Raw genomic sequence first — 18,005 nt, 5'->3', positions numbered from 1 at the left:
GTGTTCCAAGCTCAAAGTTTCATGTTCCGAAATCGGAGTTTCGTGTTCCAAGCTCGGAGTTTCGTGTTCCAAGCTCAAAGTTTCATGTTCCGAAATCGGAGTTTCGTGTTCCAAGCTCAAAAAATGAGATTGTGAGAGCGATCGCTGTGATCTCGGACTGACTTAATTGGGCAGATATTGCTGGAGTTTGGGTTCAGCCATAAGATAAATGATGCTGCACAGGATGCTACTTCTAGCTTATCTCTATGAGTAAAGTTTGAAACGATGTTTCTGGGGATGCTTCAAGACATCTATCCAATGTTGGCATTGAGAGATTGGAGCGATCGCTTTTCGTACAACCTCTAGAGATAGTTCATACTATGTTGCGATCAGACAGATTCGGATTTCCTCCCCTCTGCTCCCCGAAGTTTGCTTGGAGGGAAACCCTCCTGGCAACTTCTCTTCCTGCTCCTCTGCTGCCCTAATTTACTATCTTTGAATGCAACTCGGTATCAAATTCCAGCGCTACTTTCTGGAGTGCGTTGCTGAATCAGAGTATGAAATTCCAAAATTGTATTTCTTCAACTCTTACTCTTTGCGCCTTTGCGCCTTCTGGAGAAACGGTTCTTTTTGGTCTGGAATTGCAGGTATGAATATTTTCATACCAAGTTGCAATCAAAAGTAGCAACTGTCATTGCGAGCGAAACAAAGTGGAGCGAAGCAATCTCCGTTAACGAAAGATTACTACAACAGAACGCAACTTGGTATCAATAACCAAACCGAGTTTGTTCCATCAAAAAAGCTCAAGCAACAATGCTTGAGCCTCTACAATATTGAATTAAGTTGATGGGACTGATGGGATAATAAACAGCCCCTACCTTCTTACGCTAACAAAGTAGCTTAGTAGCGATTGCGGTTGCCGCCACCGTAGCCACCACGATTACCACCGCCAAAGGAACCTCCCCTATCTTCTTTGGGTTTAGCCTTATTGACTTTAAGGTCACGGCCCATCCACTCAGCACCATCAAGAGCTTCAATGGCAGCTGTTTCTTCAGCTTCTGAACTCATTTCCACAAAAGCAAACCCGCGCAGACGACCTGTCTCACGGTCAGTAGGTAGCTGAACACGTTTTACAGAACCATATTCTGCAAAAACAGCGCTCAAGGCATCTTGTGTAACTTCGTAAGAAAGGTTACCTACGTAAACTGACATAGAATGTCTCCAAAACCATAAGAGTGTAGAGATTTAGATTTCGGAGAGAGTCTGAAAATACCAAAAGGAAAAAGCCTGTCAATACTAACAAAAAACACTATCACCGAATTAATTCTCACTTTCTATTATGGCATACCAATTAGCTATGTAGGGAGGAATTGGTAAAGCTGTTATAAAAAGTCATCTTAGCCATTAACAGCTAAGTGCAGCTATGTCTTTAGTAGAACGAATGAAATGGGCATTGGGCATTGGGGTATTTATTTATATAGATATTGGGATGGGTGGGTAAACTAATAGCTGTAACCCACCTCACAAATTAATCTAATCTCTTTTCTAAATACTGACCGATCATCAATTGCTCACCAGCACGAGAGATAATAGTTTGGCGAGTACGGTATTTACTACCTACTAGCTTTAACTCTTCTTCAAACACTGAGTCATTATACTCAGTTCGCAAACACAGTGTTTTGGGATTGGGAAAATAATATTGGGCGGTGACTGGTTTGGATGTGGCAAAACCGCGATCGCGATACAAAGTGCTTCCTAAAGCGCCAAATAAAGTTGAACCTTTAGATTCTTTCCTTCCTGTAACTGAATCTGTACTCTCCCAGATAACTTCAGCACCGCATATCAAACTCATTGAATCTGGTAACCCGTGCAATTGAGCAAGCTTTTGCAATTCACCACATCCTTGTTCTAAAAACCGGATGCTGATTATACTCACCATTTCTTTGGTAGCTCCCGACGGCAAGGTGTAGTAGCGGCGTTCTGATCGCCACTTGCCCACTGATTCAGTGAAAAATTCTGCTATTTGGGATTCATCAGTAGTTTGTGCAAGTTGTAATGGTGATGTCACTAAATGCCTTCCTCACGCAAAGTTAATATATAGTTGAGCTTTGAGATGACTACATTATGACCGTCTCAAATGCCAGTTTTTTTTACTTTTCTTAATTTAAACTAGATGTTAGAGGAATTACTGATAGTTTAACTACAATGTTAAAAATCCCAATTCAGATTAGCTTCTAGCCTAAAGCAGAAGCTAAAGATGAAAAATCTGGCTTTTTACTTGTTACCAGTGTTATACCTTGGGGAAGAGCTTAGAAAAGCTAAAAATACGTATACTAAGTTTATATTTACATTGAGAATTATTCTGCTTTTCTTATTAAAGAACAACAGTTTTTCTACAAAAAAATTTTTGAGAGACAACTTATGCTTTATTCTTCTTTTTCCTTGTCCACCTTTATCAAAAAAAGTCGGTAGTAAACGGCTGTTCTAGCCCAAAGCCGCCCTATCAGGAGCAAAATAATGATTTTGGATAGAAACAAGCCGCACAAGCTATTGCAGAAGCAAGATTACCTAGTCGGAACTCAGAGAATTAACTCCCAGTTAAATTACACAGTTTACAAAGAGAATAAAGAGAAGTATCCCCGTGGCGTTGGCTGGCGGTCTCCTTTATTTATTGCTTGTGTCTTGGGTATTGGACTCATGACAGCAAGTTGTGGCTCATCTCCAAAAGAATCAGCCGGGGCGCAATCTCAAGGCCCCAATGCTGCTCAAAAAAGAGGTGGTGCAACACCTGTAGATGTAGCGATCGCTCGCACTGGGTTACTGCAAAAGCAACCAGAATATACAGGGACTACCATCCCATTCCGAACTGTATCACTGCGATCGCAAGTTGAAGGGCGATTGTTAGGATTGAACGTAGATGTGGGAGATAGAGTTAAGCAAGCGCAGATTATTGGGCAGTTAGATGACGCCCTACTGTTAACAGACTTAAAGCAAGCAGAAGCAGAATTAGCAGCCCTAAAATCAGAAGTAGCAAGGGCACAAACTCAGGTAAGCAATGCTCGTGCCGAAGTCGAAAGGGCGCGCCTACAAGTGGTGCAAGCACAAGCAGACTCACAACGGCAACAGAGACTATTTCAACAAGGAGCGATCGCCGAACAAGCCGCCGAACAAGCACGTACTCAGGCGCAAACAGCAGCCCAAGCGCTACGGGCAGCTAATGAGCAAGTACGTACAGAACAGCAAGCCGTCGCCGCAGCCCAAGGTAGAGTAGTTGCCCAACAAGCAGTAGTTGCCCAAACCAAAGAACGCAGATCCTACGCACGGTTAACATCTCCCATCGCTGGCGTAGTAACAGAAAAAGTCACAGAACCAGGAAATTTGATCCAAGCAGGTGGTGAAGTCTTGCAAATAGGTGACTTTAGCCGTGTAAAAGTTGTCGTGCAAGTTTCCGAATTAGAACTAGCACAAATTCGAGTTGGACAGTCTGTGCAAGTCCGCTTAGATGCCTACCCTAATCAAGTATTAAAGGGGAGAGTAACACGTATTTCCCCAGCGGCTGATGCAACAGCTCGCTTGATTCCAGTAGAAGTAGAAATTCCTAACATTAACGGTAATATCGGTAGCGGACTGTTGGCAAGAGTCAACTTTGAAACTCAGGGAACACAGCGAGTATTAGTACCGCAAACTGCTATTCAGCAGCAAGCAACTAACAAAGCGGCTTCCTCGTCTGGAGAAGCTCAAAAACAGCCAGCTAATCAAAATGGAACTTTATTCGTAGTTACAGAAGTAGAAGGTAAAACAAAAGCCACAGCCCGTTCTGTAGCTTTAGGAAAAAGAGGTGATGGCAAAGTCGAAATTTTATCTGGGTTACAACCCGGAGAACGCTATGTGGTTCGCAGTGGTAGACCTTTAAAAGATGGGGCAGCTGTCAGTCTTTCGATTCTGTCAGAAAAAGCAGAGTCGACCCCTGCAAGAAATTAAGTAATTTAAAAAATTTTAACTTAGAAAAATGCAGCAGGTAACTAAGAGCAGCGGATTTAGTATCAGTACTATCTCTATCCGCCAACACATTGGCACACTCATGCTGACTTTGGCGGTAATAGTACTAGGTGTATTTTTTATATTAAAGTTACCCGTAGATTTGCTACCATCAATTACTTATCCCCGGATTGGTATTCGCGTACAAGCTCCTGGAGTGTCCCCAGAGGTAGCGGTTGATGAAGTCACTAGACCCTTGGAAGAAGCTTTTTCCGCCACAGAGGGAGTAGTACAGGTTTTTTCCCAAACTCGTGAGGGACAGATCAGTTTGGATCTGTTCTTTCAGCCAGGGGGAAATATTGACCAAGCATTAAATGATGCCACTGCCGCATTTAATAGAGCCAGAAGCACATTACCAGACACTATTGAAGAACCGCGCTTATTCAAAGTTGATCCCTCCCAGTTACCTGTGTATGAGATGGCATTAACCTCACCGTCTTTAACAGGCGTTGATTTGCGCGTTTTTGCTGAAGAAGAACTAGCCCGTGAATTAGGTGTTGTGCCTGGGGTCGCAGGGGTAGACGTATCGGGAGGAGTGCAAGAAGAAGTCAGGGTTAATATTGATTTGGATCGGTTGCAAGCATTAGGTGTAGGTTTAACTGATGTACTAGATGAGCTGAGAGACCGCAATCAAGATATTTCTGGCGGTCGGATTCTGGGGCAGAATTCTGAGCCATTAACCCGTACTGTCGGGCGTTTTCAAAATGCCAATGAAATCGGCAATCTTTCTTTTGAAGTCTCTTCTCCCGCTACTACCTCTGCTACCTCTACTTCCCAAACTCCCAACCGCCGCGTCTATTTACGGGACTTTGCTGAAGTCATTGATGGTTCAGAACAACAACGGGTATATGTTCTACTCAACGGAGAAGAGGCGGTCAAAGTCAGTATTCAAAAGCAGCCCGATGCAAACACCATCAACGTTGTCGATGGGGTAAAAAAACGGCTGGAAGAACTCCGCAATTCTAGTGTGATTCCTGAAGGGACAATTATTACACCTACCTTAGATGAATCGCGGTTTATTCGTAATTCCATCTCAAATGTTACCAGTTCCGGTTTGATTGGTACTGCACTGGCGGCGATCGCAGTTTTACTATTCCTTGGTTCCCTAAGACAAACTTTTATCATCGTTATTGCCATCCCTTTAGCAACTATGGCTGCCATCATCTTGATGGGGCTATTTGGCTTATCACTCAACGTTTTTAGTTTGGGTGGTTTGGCACTAGGTGTAGGGATTGTGGTTGATAACTCTATCGTGATGTTGGAGAACATTGCCGAGGGTGCTGGAATGACACCGGGTAAAGATACAAGAACCCGCTTGAGTCAAGGTCAACTAATTTCCCAAGCTGAACAAAGTAGCCAAGAAGTAGAATCAGCTCTAGTTGCTTCCACCAGTACCAACTTAGTAGCAGTGTTGCCGTTTTTGCTTATTGGTGGTTTTATCGCCTTATTGTTCAATGAGTTAATTCTTACTATCACCTTTTCCGTAGCGGCCTCAATCTTGATTGCTGTGACAATTGTGCCAATGCTCGCTTCGCGCATGTTAGCATGGCGATTTTCTAGCCGTTTGAGTGAATTTTGGCTACTACGCCAGTTCAATCGCAGTTTTGAAGCTGCTACCGGAGGATATGGGCGTTTTTTGGCAGGTATATTGCGCTGGCGGCTAATAACAGTAGCGATCGCTATTCTCCTATTCGGCGGTGGCAGTTTGTGGATGGCTCCGCAAATTCCTCAAGAAATACTGCCCCGCATCAATACCGGACAAGCCAACTTAAATGCCCAGTTTCCTCCCGGTACACCTCTAGAAACAAACCAAAAAGTCATGACTGCGGTGAATGAAATTATCCGCAACCAACCAGAAACAGAATATGTTTTCACTACAATTGGTGGTGCTCTCTTTGGAAATGCTACCAATGCTAATCCCCTAAGAGGTACTAGTAATATTACCCTAAAACCGGGTACAGATGTGGAAGCTTATGTAGAACGAGTCACCCAAGAATTTAACAAGCTAAATCTAGCAGGAATTCGCTTGCGGCTTTCCCCTGGTCAAGTGCGGGGTTTGATTCTTAGCAACTCTCCTGTACGTGGCGCTGATGTTGATTTGATTCTTCAGGGTAACGATGCAGATGTTTTACAACAAGCTGGTAGTCAGGTACTATCAGCCCTGGAAGAGCAAGCTACCCTAGCACGGTTCCGTCCTGATGCAGATGAGCGGCAACCAGAAATTCAGATTCTTCCAGATTGGGAGAGGGTTTCAGCTTTAGGGTTAACTACCACCGATATTGGAGAAACAATTCAGACCGCACTCGAAGGCAGCGTACCAACTCAGCTACAACGCGGCAACCGTTTGGTAGATGTTCGGGTGCAGTTAGATGAATCATCGGTGCAAGCAGCTTCTCAATTAGAAAGGTTACCTTTGTTTGTGGACAATAATCGCCAAGTCCGCTTGAGCGATGTTGCCAAAATTGTTGAAGGTCAAGCTCCTGGAGAAGTTCAGCGAATTAACCAGCGCCAGGTTTTCTTAATTGCTGGCAATTTGGCTGAGGGAGCCAGCCTCAGTGATGCTTTAGCACAAGTAAACAGGGTAGTCAATAGTATAGATTTGCCTGAAGGAGTTAGCTTATTGCCTAGTTCGGCAGCTGAATCTAATCAGCAACTACAAGACTCATTAAAGCTGTTAGGGGGATTAGCTGCCTTTTTAGTCTTTGTCGTCATGGCTGTGCAATACAACTCCCTCATTGACCCGCTGGTAATTATGTTTACCATTCCGCTGGCGTTAGCTGGGGGTATTTTCGGGCTTTACATTACCAAGACAGCGATTGGTGCAACTGTGATAGTTGGTGCAGTTTTATTGGTGGGTATTGTGGTGAACAATGCCATCATCATGGTAGAACTAGCAAATCAAATTAGGGAACGGGAAAAAGTTGACCGGAAAACAGCGATTTTGAAAGCTGCTCCGCAACGTTTACGTCCAGTATTAATGACCACAATTACTACAGTGTTGGGTATGTTTCCCTTAGCATTGGGAATTGGTGAAGGCTCAGAATTTTTACAACCATTAGGTGTGGTAGTGTTTTCGGGGCTTTCCTTAGCAACACTACTGACACTGTTTATTATCCCCTGTTTTTATTCGCTGCTACACGATCTTTTCAGTTGGGGTTGGATGAAGCCGATTTTAATTCAGTTGGAGGCATGGCAGAAAAAGTTTTACTAAGTGTAATTTACGTCTTCCTGGTTTGTGGCAATCCATACTACCTATGTCAATTCGCATAGGTAGTATTGTTGGATATTTGAAAAAAACTTCTAGTCAATAGTTTTAACCCAAAATCTCAAATCCACAATTAGTATTAGGCTTCGCTACTTCCCCACGCCTCTGTCAACATCTGCAATGGTATATGAGTATCAATCAACACAATTTTATTCAGGTGAGCATTACGAAGATTTGTTCTGCGTGAGACGGTAGCAGTGAGCAAAAGCCACCAAGCAACACGAGAAAAAATAACTGGATATACCATAGTCAGAAAACCCTTCAGCTTGCCATCTTTTAGTGCGACTAAAGACCAATGTAGCTTTACGTAATTTCTAGTTTGCTGAAGTGTAGGTACATAAGAAAGGTGCTTTTTATCAATCAAAGAGTAAATTTTCTCCTTCATCAAAATATTCATTGCCAGTCGTCGAGCTAACGAAAATTTTTGATTATAAGCACCAGACCAAATTGTACGGTAAGCAAGGCACTGATTGATAAAGATAGCATCGCCAAACTCAGCAATGCGAATCCAAGAATCAATGTCATCACAATTAGCATCTAGTTGAGAATTCCAACCACCAGTTTGCAAGAAAGTCTTACGACAGCAAGCTACTTGAACAGGAGTACCAAAAGGCACAAGCTCTAACAGCATACCGTAGTGAATATCTGCCTGGGGAATATAAAAAGCTAACCCTGGCCCAAATTGCGGAGTCTGACTCAGTTCAACCTCATTACTATCCACTTGTGCAGCTATGCAAGAGCAAATAACAGCGTCTTGATGAAGTGCGATCGCTCTTGCCATCTCTTCTAAACAATTGGGTGCTAAGTAGTCGTCATCATCCAAAAACTTGATCCAATCGCCACTAGCTTTTTCTACTCCAGCATTTACCGTAGCTGCATGACCCTTGTTAACCTCGTTACGATGATAAACAACAGAGTTACCTAAACTTTTGACATAAGTTTCGGTTTCATCAGATGAACAGTCATCAGCAACTACTACCTCACAGGGCATCGTCTGCTTGAAAACCGAATTAATTGCTCGTTGCAGTAAGTCTAAGCGATTATAAGTGGTAATGACGACACTAAATTTCATAAGTTTGAAACCTGTGAAGGGTCATGTTTACGTAAAAAGCAAATTGCTGTAGGATGCATTAGGCACTGCCAAGCCCAGCCCTTTAGATCGTCACTAAGTACAACAGTTATTACTCTGTAACGCACTATCTCCAATAAAAGGTGAGGTTTGGAGTATTAATCCTATAGACCCTACAAATTTAGGATTCACTTTTTAAATCGGATCTAATACATCCTCATGTAACTTTTTTTATTGTGAAAACTTGATCACAGAAAAATTATCAATTCTAAATCACTGGACTCTCAGGCGGTTATAGATTTATGATTGATGATCGTGAGTTTTTTAAAGCAGACAGGTAATGAACGCTCAAGAGATCATCCGCTCGATTGAAGCGGAACAACTAAAATCGAATCTGCCCGAAATTTATGTGGGCGATACAGTTAAAGTCGGCGTGAGAATTAAAGAAGGTGATAAATACCGCGTACAACCCTACGAAGGTGTAGTGATTGCTAAACGCAATGGTGGAATCAACGAAACTATTACAGTTCGCCGAGTATTTCAAGGTGTTGGCGTTGAGCGGGTTTTTCTACTGCATTCACCCCGAATTGACAACATCAAAGTATTGCGTCGTGGTAAGGTACGGCGTGCTAAACTGTACTATCTCCGCCAACGCGTGGGCAAAGCTACTCGAATCAAACAACGGTTTGATCGCGCTTTGTAATTTGTTGTTCCACGTATGGGAGAGCTTTCAACCAAAAAGCGGCATCTGCCGCTATCTTGTTACCTCGGCGAATTTAAGGTAAAATAAAAGCTGAATTGCGTTAGACTAAAATAATTAAAGTTCAGCGCAATCACTGAATCCAAGACAGCTTGTGCGCTCTTAGTTCAGTTGGTAGAACGCAGGTCTCCAAAACCTGATGTCGGGGGTTCAAGTCCTCCAGGGCGCGCTCAAAAGCAAAAAACATAGCCCGAAACAAAAGTACATCTGCTAACATAGCAGTGAGTGCTAATTATTTCGGGTAAAGTTTTTTTTGCAGCTTTTTGCTTCCAGGCATTGTTATGGAGCCAAGCTGTAGACCTGGATGAAAGTTAGCAGCGTGTAGCTGTATAAAAAACGGGGAGATAAACGGCCGTGGCCAAAAAAAATGAAGCGGAAATCCCAGAAAACACAAGTGGTTTGAACTTAATCAACTTCTTCCAAGGAACTAGAGAAGAACTTGAGAAAGTAGTTTGGCCTAGTCGCAAACAACTGGTGAGTGAATCAGCAGCTGTTTTGTTAATGGTGACACTTTCCGCATCCTTAATATATTTGGTCGATGGATTGTTTGCTTGGGCAGCAAAACAGGTGTTCTGATGACTTTTGCAACAGACGAACCACGCGACCCTATGTTGCAGTCAGATGAAGCCACAGAAGCAGCGCTGAATGAAGCACGCTGGTATGCGGTGCAAGTGGCCTCTGGCTGTGAAAAGCGCGTTAAGACAAACTTAGAACAGCGCATTCAAACCTTTGATGTGGCTGAGAAAATTATCCAGGTGGAAATTCCACACACGCCAGCAGTGAAAATCCGTAAAGATGGCAGTCGCCAGCATACAGAGGAAAAGGTTTTCCCTGGTTATGTACTAGTGCGAATGGTCATGGATGATGACACCTGGCAGGTGGTACGAAACACCTCCCATGTAATTAATTTCGTGGGAGCAGAACAAAAACGTGGCAGTGGCAAAGGTCGCGGTCATGTCAAGCCAGTACCCCTAGGTCATTCAGAAGTCGAACGGATCTTCAAACAGACTAGCGAACAAGAGCCAGTTGTCAAAATTGACATGGCTACTGGTGATAAGATAGTCGTGCTTTCTGGCCCGTTTAAAGATTTTGAAGGCGAGGTGATCGAAGTTTCTCCAGAACGGAGTAAACTTAAAGCCTTGCTCTCGATTTTCGGACGAGATACACCAGTAGAGTTGGAATTTAATCAGGTAGAGAAACAGAGCTAAATAAAAATGGCAAAGAAAGTAGTAGCGGTCATTAAACTGGCCCTGAATGCTGGAAAAGCCAATCCAGCACCACCAGTTGGCCCTGCTTTGGGTCAACATGGCGTTAACATCATGATGTTCTGCAAAGAGTATAATGCCAAAACAGCTGACCAAGCTGGGATGGTAATCCCTGTAGAAATTTCGGTTTTTGAAGACCGGAGTTTTACATTTGTACTCAAGACACCACCAGCATCAGTACTGATTCGCAAGGCGGCAAAGGTTGAGCGCGGCTCAAATGAACCCAATAAGAAGAAAGTTGGGAATATTACAAGAGCACAATTGCAAGAAATAGCTCAAACTAAACTACCCGATCTCAACGCCAATGACATAGAAGCGGCGATGAAGATTGTAGAAGGTACTGCCAAGAATATGGGCATAACAATTGCCGATTAGCCAAGATTTTAGAGTCAAGGGTAATTACTCAAAACTCAACACTCATAACTAATTTAGTCAAAAGTCAAAAGCCATTAGCAAACAGCTAAAAACTCAGCACTGGCACTCATAACTAAACTTATCGGGGGAGAAGCAAAGCTTCGTAAGTACCCCAGGAGAGAAAAATGGCAAAAAAAATATCGCGTCGCTTGCAAGCATTGCAAGCAAAAGTAGAAGATAGGGACTATATACCCTTAGAGGCTTTAAACCTCTTGAAAGAAACGGCAACAGCCAAATTCCCTGAAGCCGCAGAAGCACATATCCGGCTGGGAATTGACCCGAAATATACAGACCAACAATTGCGGACAACAGTAGCACTGCCCAAAGGCACAGGACAAATCGTGCGGGTGGCAGTAATTGCTAGAGGTGAAAAGGTCAACGAAGCAAGTAATGCCGGTGCGGATCTAGTCGGTTCAGAAGAGCTGATTGACGAAATCCAAAAAGGTAGAATGGACTTTGACAAGCTAATTGCCACACCAGATGTCATGCCTCAAGTGGCAAAGTTGGGTAAATTACTCGGCCCCCGTGGTTTGATGCCATCACCCAAAGGTGGGACAGTGACATTTGACATAGGAAGTGCGATCGCAGAATTTAAAGCTGGTAAATTAGAATTCCGTGCTGACCGGACTGGCATTGTTCATGTTATGTTCGGTAAGGCATCTTTCTCGCCAGAAGATTTATTAGTCAACCTGAAGGCATTACAAGAAACAATTGATCGTAATCGTCCTTCTGGAGCTAAAGGTCGTTATTGGCGAACTGTGTACGTGTCTGCCACTATGGGCCCATCGATTAAAGTCGATATCAGCGCCCTACGGGATTTGAAAGTGACTGAAGCAGCATAATAGGGAATCGGGATAATTAACAATATCCAATACCCAATGCTTAATACATAATACACAACCCTAATTGAATAGACGAAGCCGGAGACAGCAGGAGCTAATAGCTTAAATATCCTGCCGAGGTGGAAGCTCAAATTGCTTGAAGTATTACCTGTAATAGTGTAATGACTGCGGCATCAAGAGTCTTGCTACTAAACCCCGGCTAAGAAAGCTGGGGTTTATTGTTTGGGTTGGTGAAAACAAGACGCATAAGTAGGGAAAATCGATGATTTTGCCTTAGGAGGTGAAATAAAGATGGGTAGAACGCTAGAAAACAAAAAAGAAATAGTTGCTGACCTCAAAGAAACTTTGAGCGAGTCAACTTTGGCACTGGTAATTGAATACCAGGGTCTAACAGTTGCCGAAATCACTGACTTACGGCGACGGCTGCGTCCGAGTGGCACTGTTTGCAAGGTAACTAAGAACACCTTGATGGGCATTGCTATTGAAGGCGAAGAAAAATGGCAACCACTGTCAGAACTGCTCAAAGGTTCTTCCGCCTTTTTGTTGGTCAAAGAGGATTTCTCTTCTGCAATTAAGGCCTACCAAGACTTCCAAAAAGTCACCAAGAAGACAGAACTTCGCGGCGGCGTCATGGAAGGTCGCCTATTGAAAGAACCTGATGTCAAAGCTCTGGGAGACTTGCCATCTAAGGAACAACTCATGGGTCAAATTGCTGGAGCTATCAATGCCTTGGCTACCAAGATTGCCGTGGGTATCAACGAAGTTCCTGGTTCACTGGCTCGTGCTTTGCAGGCAGTGGCTGAGGGAGAAAAAGGTGATAGCGCCGAAAGTGCTGGCGAATAGACTTCGCAGTTTATAGCCCACAGTCAAAAGTCAAGATTAATAACTCATGACTAATGACTAATAACTAAATCAAACATCATAGGAGTTATATCAATGTCTGCTACAACCGATCAAATTTTGGATCAATTGAAATCCCTGACTTTGCTGGAAGCTGCTGAGTTAGTCAAGCAAATTGAAGATGCCTTTGGCGTGAGTGCGGCTGCACCTGCTGGGGGAATGATGATGATGGCTGCTCCTGGTGCTGCTGCTGCTGCTGAACCAGTAGAAGAGAAAACTGAGTTTGACGTAATTCTCGAATCAGTTCCAGCTGATAAGAAGATTGCCGTACTGAAGATTGTACGGGAAATTACTGGTCTGGGTCTAAAGGAAGCCAAAGACTTGGTAGAAGCTGCGCCTAAGGCAGTTAAGGAAGCTATTGCTAAGGATGCTGCTGAAGACGCTAAGAAACGGATCGAAGAAGCTGGCGGTAAGGTGACTATCAAGTAGTCAAAATTCCATTACCAGTTTTTGGAAAAGGAGCCTAATTCAGGCTCCTTTTTTGATGAAAAATAGTAAGTGCTTAAGTGTTTACTATGAACACTTTTTGGCTGCCGACGGACTGACAAAATCATGTAAGTCTGCATCCCAAATACTGATGTAAATAAAATCACAGTTCTGTCGTACAATCTGACCTTTCACTGAACCTTTAGAAAACTGGAAATTATCAGACTGACGAAGTTGTATCTGTTGCAGTCCCTGCTGAATTTCTGCTGTTGCTTGACCGCCTAACATTCCATTTAAAGTACTCTGCATTACTTGGGGGTCTACCGATTGGGCAAAAGCTGCCTCAGTTTGGCGTAAGGCTCCAGAGTTCCGGTCAAATAAATAGCCCAGGTCGATTTGGTTTGGCACTACGTTATAGGTGACAGCACGGGTATTGCGCCAAAGCCCTCTTAAATCTTTTTTTGGTTTGCCGAGAACAGCTTCGACGCGAGTTCTTGGTGTACCTGTGGGAAATGCAGGAATGTTGCTGCTTGCTGAATTGCGCGGCTCGTCGTTTTGGGGTGCGGAACGAGCCTCTGGTGTAGGAGCTGGCTGATCTTCTGGTTCTGGTGGTGGTGCTGATGGTGTGCTTGGTGCAGGAGCATTGGCAGTTATAGGATCGGTTTCTGGCAGTGACGTTGATGCTTCTGGGGGATTAGAGTTGACATTGGATCTGGGAGTAGAGAAAGGTGCAGGAATTACTTGCCGTGGGGATGCAGTTGGAGATGGCTCAGAAGCAATAGGTGTATCAACAGGTTCGGAATTAGTAGCTAAGGATTCTGGCGAGGGGGTGGAGTTTTGGGCAATGGGTGCTTCAGAATCTGGTTGACGACTCATGCTAGAAATGACTACGGCACTAATCAAGCTACCCACTACTAAACTGCTGACAATTACAGCAGGCTTTTGCCAGTTACTTGCAGGAATTTTGGGTGAGGAAGGTAATGGCTGGGTTTGTCGAGTTGGTAAAGCAGCAGTGATATTTGGCGTGACTGTGTGAGGCGTGATATAGCTAGCGGACTGCAAAGCATACAGCATTTTACTTGCAGTGGTGTAGCGATCGCTAGCATTGGGTTTAATTGCCTGATTAAGTACGGTTACCAGATTGGGCGAAACTTGCGGGGCGTGATGTTGCCAAAGTATTTCCCCAGTTTGCTGGTCAGTTTCTAGTTCTTGTGGTTCTTTACCAGTCAACAGGTAAATCGCTGTCAAACCTAAACTGTAGATATCTGTGGCATAGACAGGACGTCCTAAAGCTTGTTCGCTAGGCATATATCCTGGTGTACCAATTACCATCGATTGCATTGGGTATCTTGGGGAACTCACTACTGAACGTATGGTTTCCTTAACTGCACCAAAATCTATCAAAACTGGCTTGCTATCAGGAGATCGGAGAATGATGTTGTCAGGCTTGATATCTCGATGAATGATACCCTTGCTGTGGATGTACTCTAAGACAGACAACAAACTTAAGAGAATTTCTCTAACAGCAGTTTCGCTTTCGTATCCTTTAGCTTTAACAATATCTCTTAAAGTTTGACCGTGTATCCATTCTTGAACAAGATAAAATTGCCCGTTCTCCGAAAAGTAGGCGTAAAGTTCGGGAATTTGGTCACTACTTTTGCCCAAATACTCCAAAGCTGTTGCTTCCCTCTCAAACCGCTGTTGAATCATTTGGTAGGCTTGCGGGTCATTGCTGATTGGTTTAAGTTGTTTGATCACACAACGACGGCGAGAAGGCATATGGGTATCTTCTGCCAGAAAGGTTTCGCCAAACCCACCAGCACCAAGTACCTGAATAACTTGATAGCGATTGTTCAGTAAGGTTATTGTCATGCTCCGTGAACAGCGTGGATACTTAGCAGCTTGTCTTTAGACATGGCTTTTTCCAATGTATACCAGATAGTTTAATAGAGACTGGGGATTGGAGATTGGGGACTGGGGATTGGGGACTGGGAATTCGTGTTTTTTACTTAGCACTCAGCACTTAGCACTCATACCATTTCACGCAATGCCTGATACAAATGATTGCTCTTTAATTCTTTCCCCCTGCTCCCTGCTCCCTGCCCCTCTGCTGCCTATTTGTATCAATCTTAAAGTGACACGGTATCACAACTGGGAACTCTTTCATGCTGACTACGAACTAGACCCGAAACTACCTGGCATCGCTAACAACCCATTTACGGTTTTCAGCATCCCATAACAGAGAAAGACGCACAGAAGCAGGAACTACTTTTCCAGTTTTCATTGAATATTGCAAGCGAGTATCAACTGTGGCTGTTTCTGCACTTGCTTGTACTAAATTAACTTGTTCAATACTTACATTTTGTACCCTACCTCCCCACCAATCTATATAAGAAAGATAACCTTTGGGGTGGAGACGTTTATTACTTTGGTAAGTAGGAGATAGCTGATTCCATGCAGTTTGATATTGCCCCTGATTAATATTTGCATAATAGTTTTGCACAGCTTGTTCTGGCGATGGTCGATCAACTTGTGAAGGGCTAGGAATCGGTGGAGGAGAAAAATTAGGAAGGCGAGGGGGAGGAATTATTGGTTGTGCAGACGGAAGAACATCCTGTGGTTCGTTGGGGATTGTACTGGATGTAGAATTGTTGGGAAGTTGCGATCGCCCTTGGTGCAGTTCTGGTGTATTGTCTTGTGATTCACTATTGAGTGTGGCAGAGGTTGTTGACTGTGCTATCGGCTGGGGTTGTTGCTTGTTGTTGAGGGCAAAACCAATGATGATCGAAGCGCTGATCAATCCACCTGCGATTAAACTGGCAACAACTATTCCTTTTTGCCCAGTATTCCCTGAATTGGTAGGTTGGTGGGTTGGCGCTGGACTAACAGAAATTGTATTTTGAGGTATTGCCGGAGGCGGTGTATTAACTATCGGTGGACGAACATAAGGCATCGTTGGCGGAAAATTACCTGCCCCAACTTGCAAGGCTTCTAGCATTTCTTGGGCGGTAGGAAAGCGATCGCGTGGATGATAGGCGATCGCTCGATCAATCACCCCTGCAAATGTAGGACTTACATTCAAAGCGTGGTTTTGCCAAATAATTTCTCCTGTACGTGGATCTGACTCTAATTCTTGTGGTTGTTTACCAGTTAGCAAATAAATTGCTGTCATTCCTAAACTGTATAAATCACTCGAATAAACTGGTCTGCCTGCTGCTTGCTCGCTGGACATATATCCTGGCGTACCAATCACAATCGAGCTGGTAGGATTGCCTTGAGAATTTACCACCGTTCCCATTGATTCACGCACAGCACCGAAATCAATTAATACTGGTTTACCATCACGATGACGCAAGATAATGTTATCCGGTTTGATATCACGGTGAATGATGCGCTTACTATGAACGTACTCTAGAACTGGCAACAGATTTACTAAGATTTCCCGAACGGAACTTTCGCTTAATAATCCCTGCTGTTGCACTTTTGCTGTGAGAGTTTGACCTTCAACCAACTCCTGAACTACATAAAATTGCCCTTCTGATTGAAAGTATGCATATAACGTGGGAATTTGGTCAGTAGAACCACCCAAATCTTCTAAAATTGCTGCTTCCCGTTGAAAACGTTCTTGCACCAGTTGATATATCTGGAGGTTATTTTGAATTGGTCTTAGCTGTTTAATGACACAGTGGCGCTTTGAGGGCATTTGGGTATCTTCTGCTAGAAAAGTTTCACCAAATCCCCCGCTTCCCAATGTCTGAATAACTCGATAGCGGTTGTTTAGCAGCGGTTGCATAAATTAGCGCCAGTCAATAAAAGTATGTGATGTTGTGTTAGCTATTTACTTGTGCTGTAACTAATTTTTTTAATAACAGCAAGATAGCCTTTTAAGGCGATCGCCAATATAAAACTTTAAGTTTCAGTTAACAAAAAGATTAGCAAGTAAGTATTATAGTATACCTATTTCTATTTGACTAATTCGTTACTTATTTTAAACAACTAATATTTATCTCCGCGCTTCAAGTTTCAAGTTATGAACTCGAAGTTTTGAGTTCCAAAATGCTTCAACATTTATTTTTACGAGGCGTACCCCTATTTTTTTCTTAATTTCGTCACAGTCATTGTAGGGGCACAACAATGTTGTGCCCTTACCATGTATTGCATCCCAAAGCGAATTGTTATTTATGACATAACACAGACTTGTGAATCAAAATGGGATATCAAACAGGAAACCTTGATCATCAAAATTATGTTGCGGGTTTTCTGGATCATCTGCCCAAAGCTGAGGATTATTGACAATATATTCTCGGATGTTATCTATAGATTTTTGTTCTCTACCAATGTGTTCGGAAAAATTGCGTTGCCAGATTGATTGTCCTTTAGTCTGCCAAATGATATTAATGCGTTTGCTGACAACGCTTTTATAACTACCAATAACTGTAGAAATAGAACCACTTACAGGTTGACCAAATTTTTCTGTGTTGCGTTCGGGATGTTGATTGAGGGCAAGGCATTGCCTTGCCCCTACAGGGTTGTCGGTGATGATTAAGATGCCGTGTAGATGGTTAGGCATGACTACAAAGGTATCTAATTCAATGTGGGGAAAATGAGCGGGTATTGTTTGCCAGCAATTTAAGGCAATATTACCTAAACAATTTAATTGCATTTCGCCATTAACCACATTACCGAATAAACATTGCCGTCCTTGAGTGCAAATGGTGATGAAATATGCACCAGTTTGGATGTAATCGTATCCTTTTAAGCGGAGAGAATGACGGTGATGTTTTTGTGGATCATAGGGCATTAATTTGTATATCCAATTATTAGCAATTTGTCTTTATCTTAACTGCTGATTTTTGTCTTTATCCATATATAAAATGTAGGGGCACGGCAATGCCGTGCCCCCAAACGATATGGCATCTCTACGATAAACATTATTCTTTTTGCACAATGCCTATTACATTTGAATGATGCCAATTCCTATGCGGGAAATTACAAATAAATTCTTGACTGCGGTGAAAATTTCTCTCAGGGCACAACATTGTTGTGT

General features: G+C 43.2%; 15 protein-coding genes, 1 tRNA gene and 1 other annotated feature. Of the genes, 10 read left to right on the top strand and 6 right to left on the bottom strand.

Annotation, left to right across the window (positions count from 1 at the left end; all coding sequences use genetic code 11):
• Positions 1-879: 879 nt before the first annotated feature.
• Both rbp and AC5JL8_RS22315 read right to left on the bottom strand, forming a co-directional pair.
• Complete coding sequence (rbp, locus tag AC5JL8_RS22320) at positions 880-1,191, bottom strand: RNA-binding regulator (protein ID WP_495881879.1); 312 nt, start codon at positions 1,189-1,191, stop codon at positions 880-882.
• A 316-nt stretch (positions 1,192-1,507) separates the two neighbouring features.
• On the bottom strand, positions 1,508-2,047 hold the full coding sequence (locus AC5JL8_RS22315; RefSeq protein WP_495881878.1) for a phycobiliprotein lyase: 540 nt from the start codon (positions 2,045-2,047) through the stop codon (positions 1,508-1,510).
• A gap of 449 nt (positions 2,048-2,496) precedes the next feature.
• Between AC5JL8_RS22315 and AC5JL8_RS22310 the strand changes: the two genes are divergently transcribed.
• Together AC5JL8_RS22310 and AC5JL8_RS22305 are read left to right on the top strand one after the other, a co-directional pair.
• Positions 2,497-3,960: an efflux RND transporter periplasmic adaptor subunit gene (locus tag AC5JL8_RS22310; RefSeq protein WP_495881877.1), complete on the top strand. Its 1,464-nt coding sequence runs from the start codon at positions 2,497-2,499 to the stop codon at positions 3,958-3,960.
• Between the two features lie 28 nt (positions 3,961-3,988).
• Entirely contained in the window at positions 3,989-7,228 is a 3,240-nt protein-coding gene (locus tag AC5JL8_RS22305; protein ID WP_495881876.1) for an efflux RND transporter permease subunit, read from the top strand.
• A gap of 133 nt (positions 7,229-7,361) precedes the next feature.
• On the opposite strand, the gene AC5JL8_RS22300 is transcribed toward AC5JL8_RS22305, so the two are convergent.
• On the bottom strand, positions 7,362-8,354 hold the full coding sequence (locus tag AC5JL8_RS22300) for a glycosyltransferase family 2 protein (RefSeq protein WP_495881875.1): 993 nt from the start codon (positions 8,352-8,354) through the stop codon (positions 7,362-7,364).
• A 337-nt stretch (positions 8,355-8,691) separates the two neighbouring features.
• On the opposite strand from AC5JL8_RS22300, the gene rplS reads away from it, so the two are divergent.
• The 8 genes from rplS to rplL all read left to right on the top strand — a co-directional run bounded on the left by rplS (position 8,692) and on the right by rplL (position 12,961).
• Complete coding sequence (gene rplS, locus AC5JL8_RS22295) at positions 8,692-9,054, top strand: 50S ribosomal protein L19 (protein ID WP_495881874.1); 363 nt, start codon at positions 8,692-8,694, stop codon at positions 9,052-9,054.
• 153 nt (positions 9,055-9,207) lie between these two features.
• A tRNA-Trp gene (locus tag AC5JL8_RS22290) sits at positions 9,208-9,280 on the top strand.
• 185 nt (positions 9,281-9,465) lie between these two features.
• Positions 9,466-9,687, top strand: coding sequence for a preprotein translocase subunit SecE (gene secE, locus AC5JL8_RS22285; RefSeq protein ID WP_495881873.1), 222 nt, complete (start codon positions 9,466-9,468; stop codon positions 9,685-9,687).
• Positions 9,687-10,319: a transcription termination/antitermination protein NusG gene (gene nusG / locus AC5JL8_RS22280; RefSeq protein WP_495881872.1), complete on the top strand. Its 633-nt coding sequence runs from the start codon at positions 9,687-9,689 to the stop codon at positions 10,317-10,319. Before secE ends, nusG begins: the two co-directional genes overlap by 1 nt.
• Before the next feature lie 6 nt (positions 10,320-10,325).
• Positions 10,326-10,751, top strand: a complete 426-nt coding sequence (rplK, locus tag AC5JL8_RS22275) for a 50S ribosomal protein L11 (RefSeq protein WP_495881871.1) — start codon at positions 10,326-10,328, stop codon at positions 10,749-10,751.
• 164 nt (positions 10,752-10,915) lie between these two features.
• On the top strand, positions 10,916-11,632 hold the full coding sequence (gene rplA / locus AC5JL8_RS22270; RefSeq protein WP_495881870.1) for a 50S ribosomal protein L1: 717 nt from the start codon (positions 10,916-10,918) through the stop codon (positions 11,630-11,632).
• Positions 11,633-11,692: 60 nt separating this feature from the next.
• Positions 11,693-11,861: a sequence feature (ribosomal protein L10 leader region), on the top strand.
• A 62-nt stretch (positions 11,862-11,923) separates the two neighbouring features.
• A complete protein-coding gene (gene rplJ / locus AC5JL8_RS22265) occupies positions 11,924-12,475 on the top strand; it encodes a 50S ribosomal protein L10 (protein ID WP_495881869.1) in 552 nt (183 codons plus the stop codon).
• 93 nt (positions 12,476-12,568) lie between these two features.
• On the top strand, positions 12,569-12,961 hold the full coding sequence (rplL, locus tag AC5JL8_RS22260) for a 50S ribosomal protein L7/L12 (RefSeq protein ID WP_495881868.1): 393 nt from the start codon (positions 12,569-12,571) through the stop codon (positions 12,959-12,961).
• 84 nt (positions 12,962-13,045) lie between these two features.
• Here rplL and AC5JL8_RS22255 read toward each other — a convergent pair whose 3' ends face one another.
• The 3 genes from AC5JL8_RS22255 to AC5JL8_RS22245 all read right to left on the bottom strand — a co-directional run bounded on the left by AC5JL8_RS22255 (position 13,046) and on the right by AC5JL8_RS22245 (position 17,759).
• Positions 13,046-14,830 (bottom strand): protein kinase domain-containing protein, encoded by a 1,785-nt coding sequence (locus AC5JL8_RS22255; RefSeq protein ID WP_495881867.1) that lies wholly within the window; start codon positions 14,828-14,830, stop codon positions 13,046-13,048.
• Positions 14,831-15,149: 319 nt separating this feature from the next.
• On the bottom strand, positions 15,150-16,751 hold the full coding sequence (locus tag AC5JL8_RS22250; protein ID WP_495881866.1) for a protein kinase domain-containing protein: 1,602 nt from the start codon (positions 16,749-16,751) through the stop codon (positions 15,150-15,152).
• A gap of 411 nt (positions 16,752-17,162) precedes the next feature.
• Positions 17,163-17,759 carry a transposase gene (locus AC5JL8_RS22245; RefSeq protein ID WP_495881865.1) on the bottom strand — a complete coding sequence of 199 codons (597 nt, stop codon included), beginning with the start codon at positions 17,757-17,759 and terminating at the stop codon, positions 17,163-17,165.
• Positions 17,760-18,005 lie beyond the last annotated feature (246 nt).

Source organism: Mojavia sp., assembly GCF_059505145.1.
Note: the sequence above shows the minus strand (reverse complement) of the source record. Positions and strands in the feature narration are given on the sequence as shown.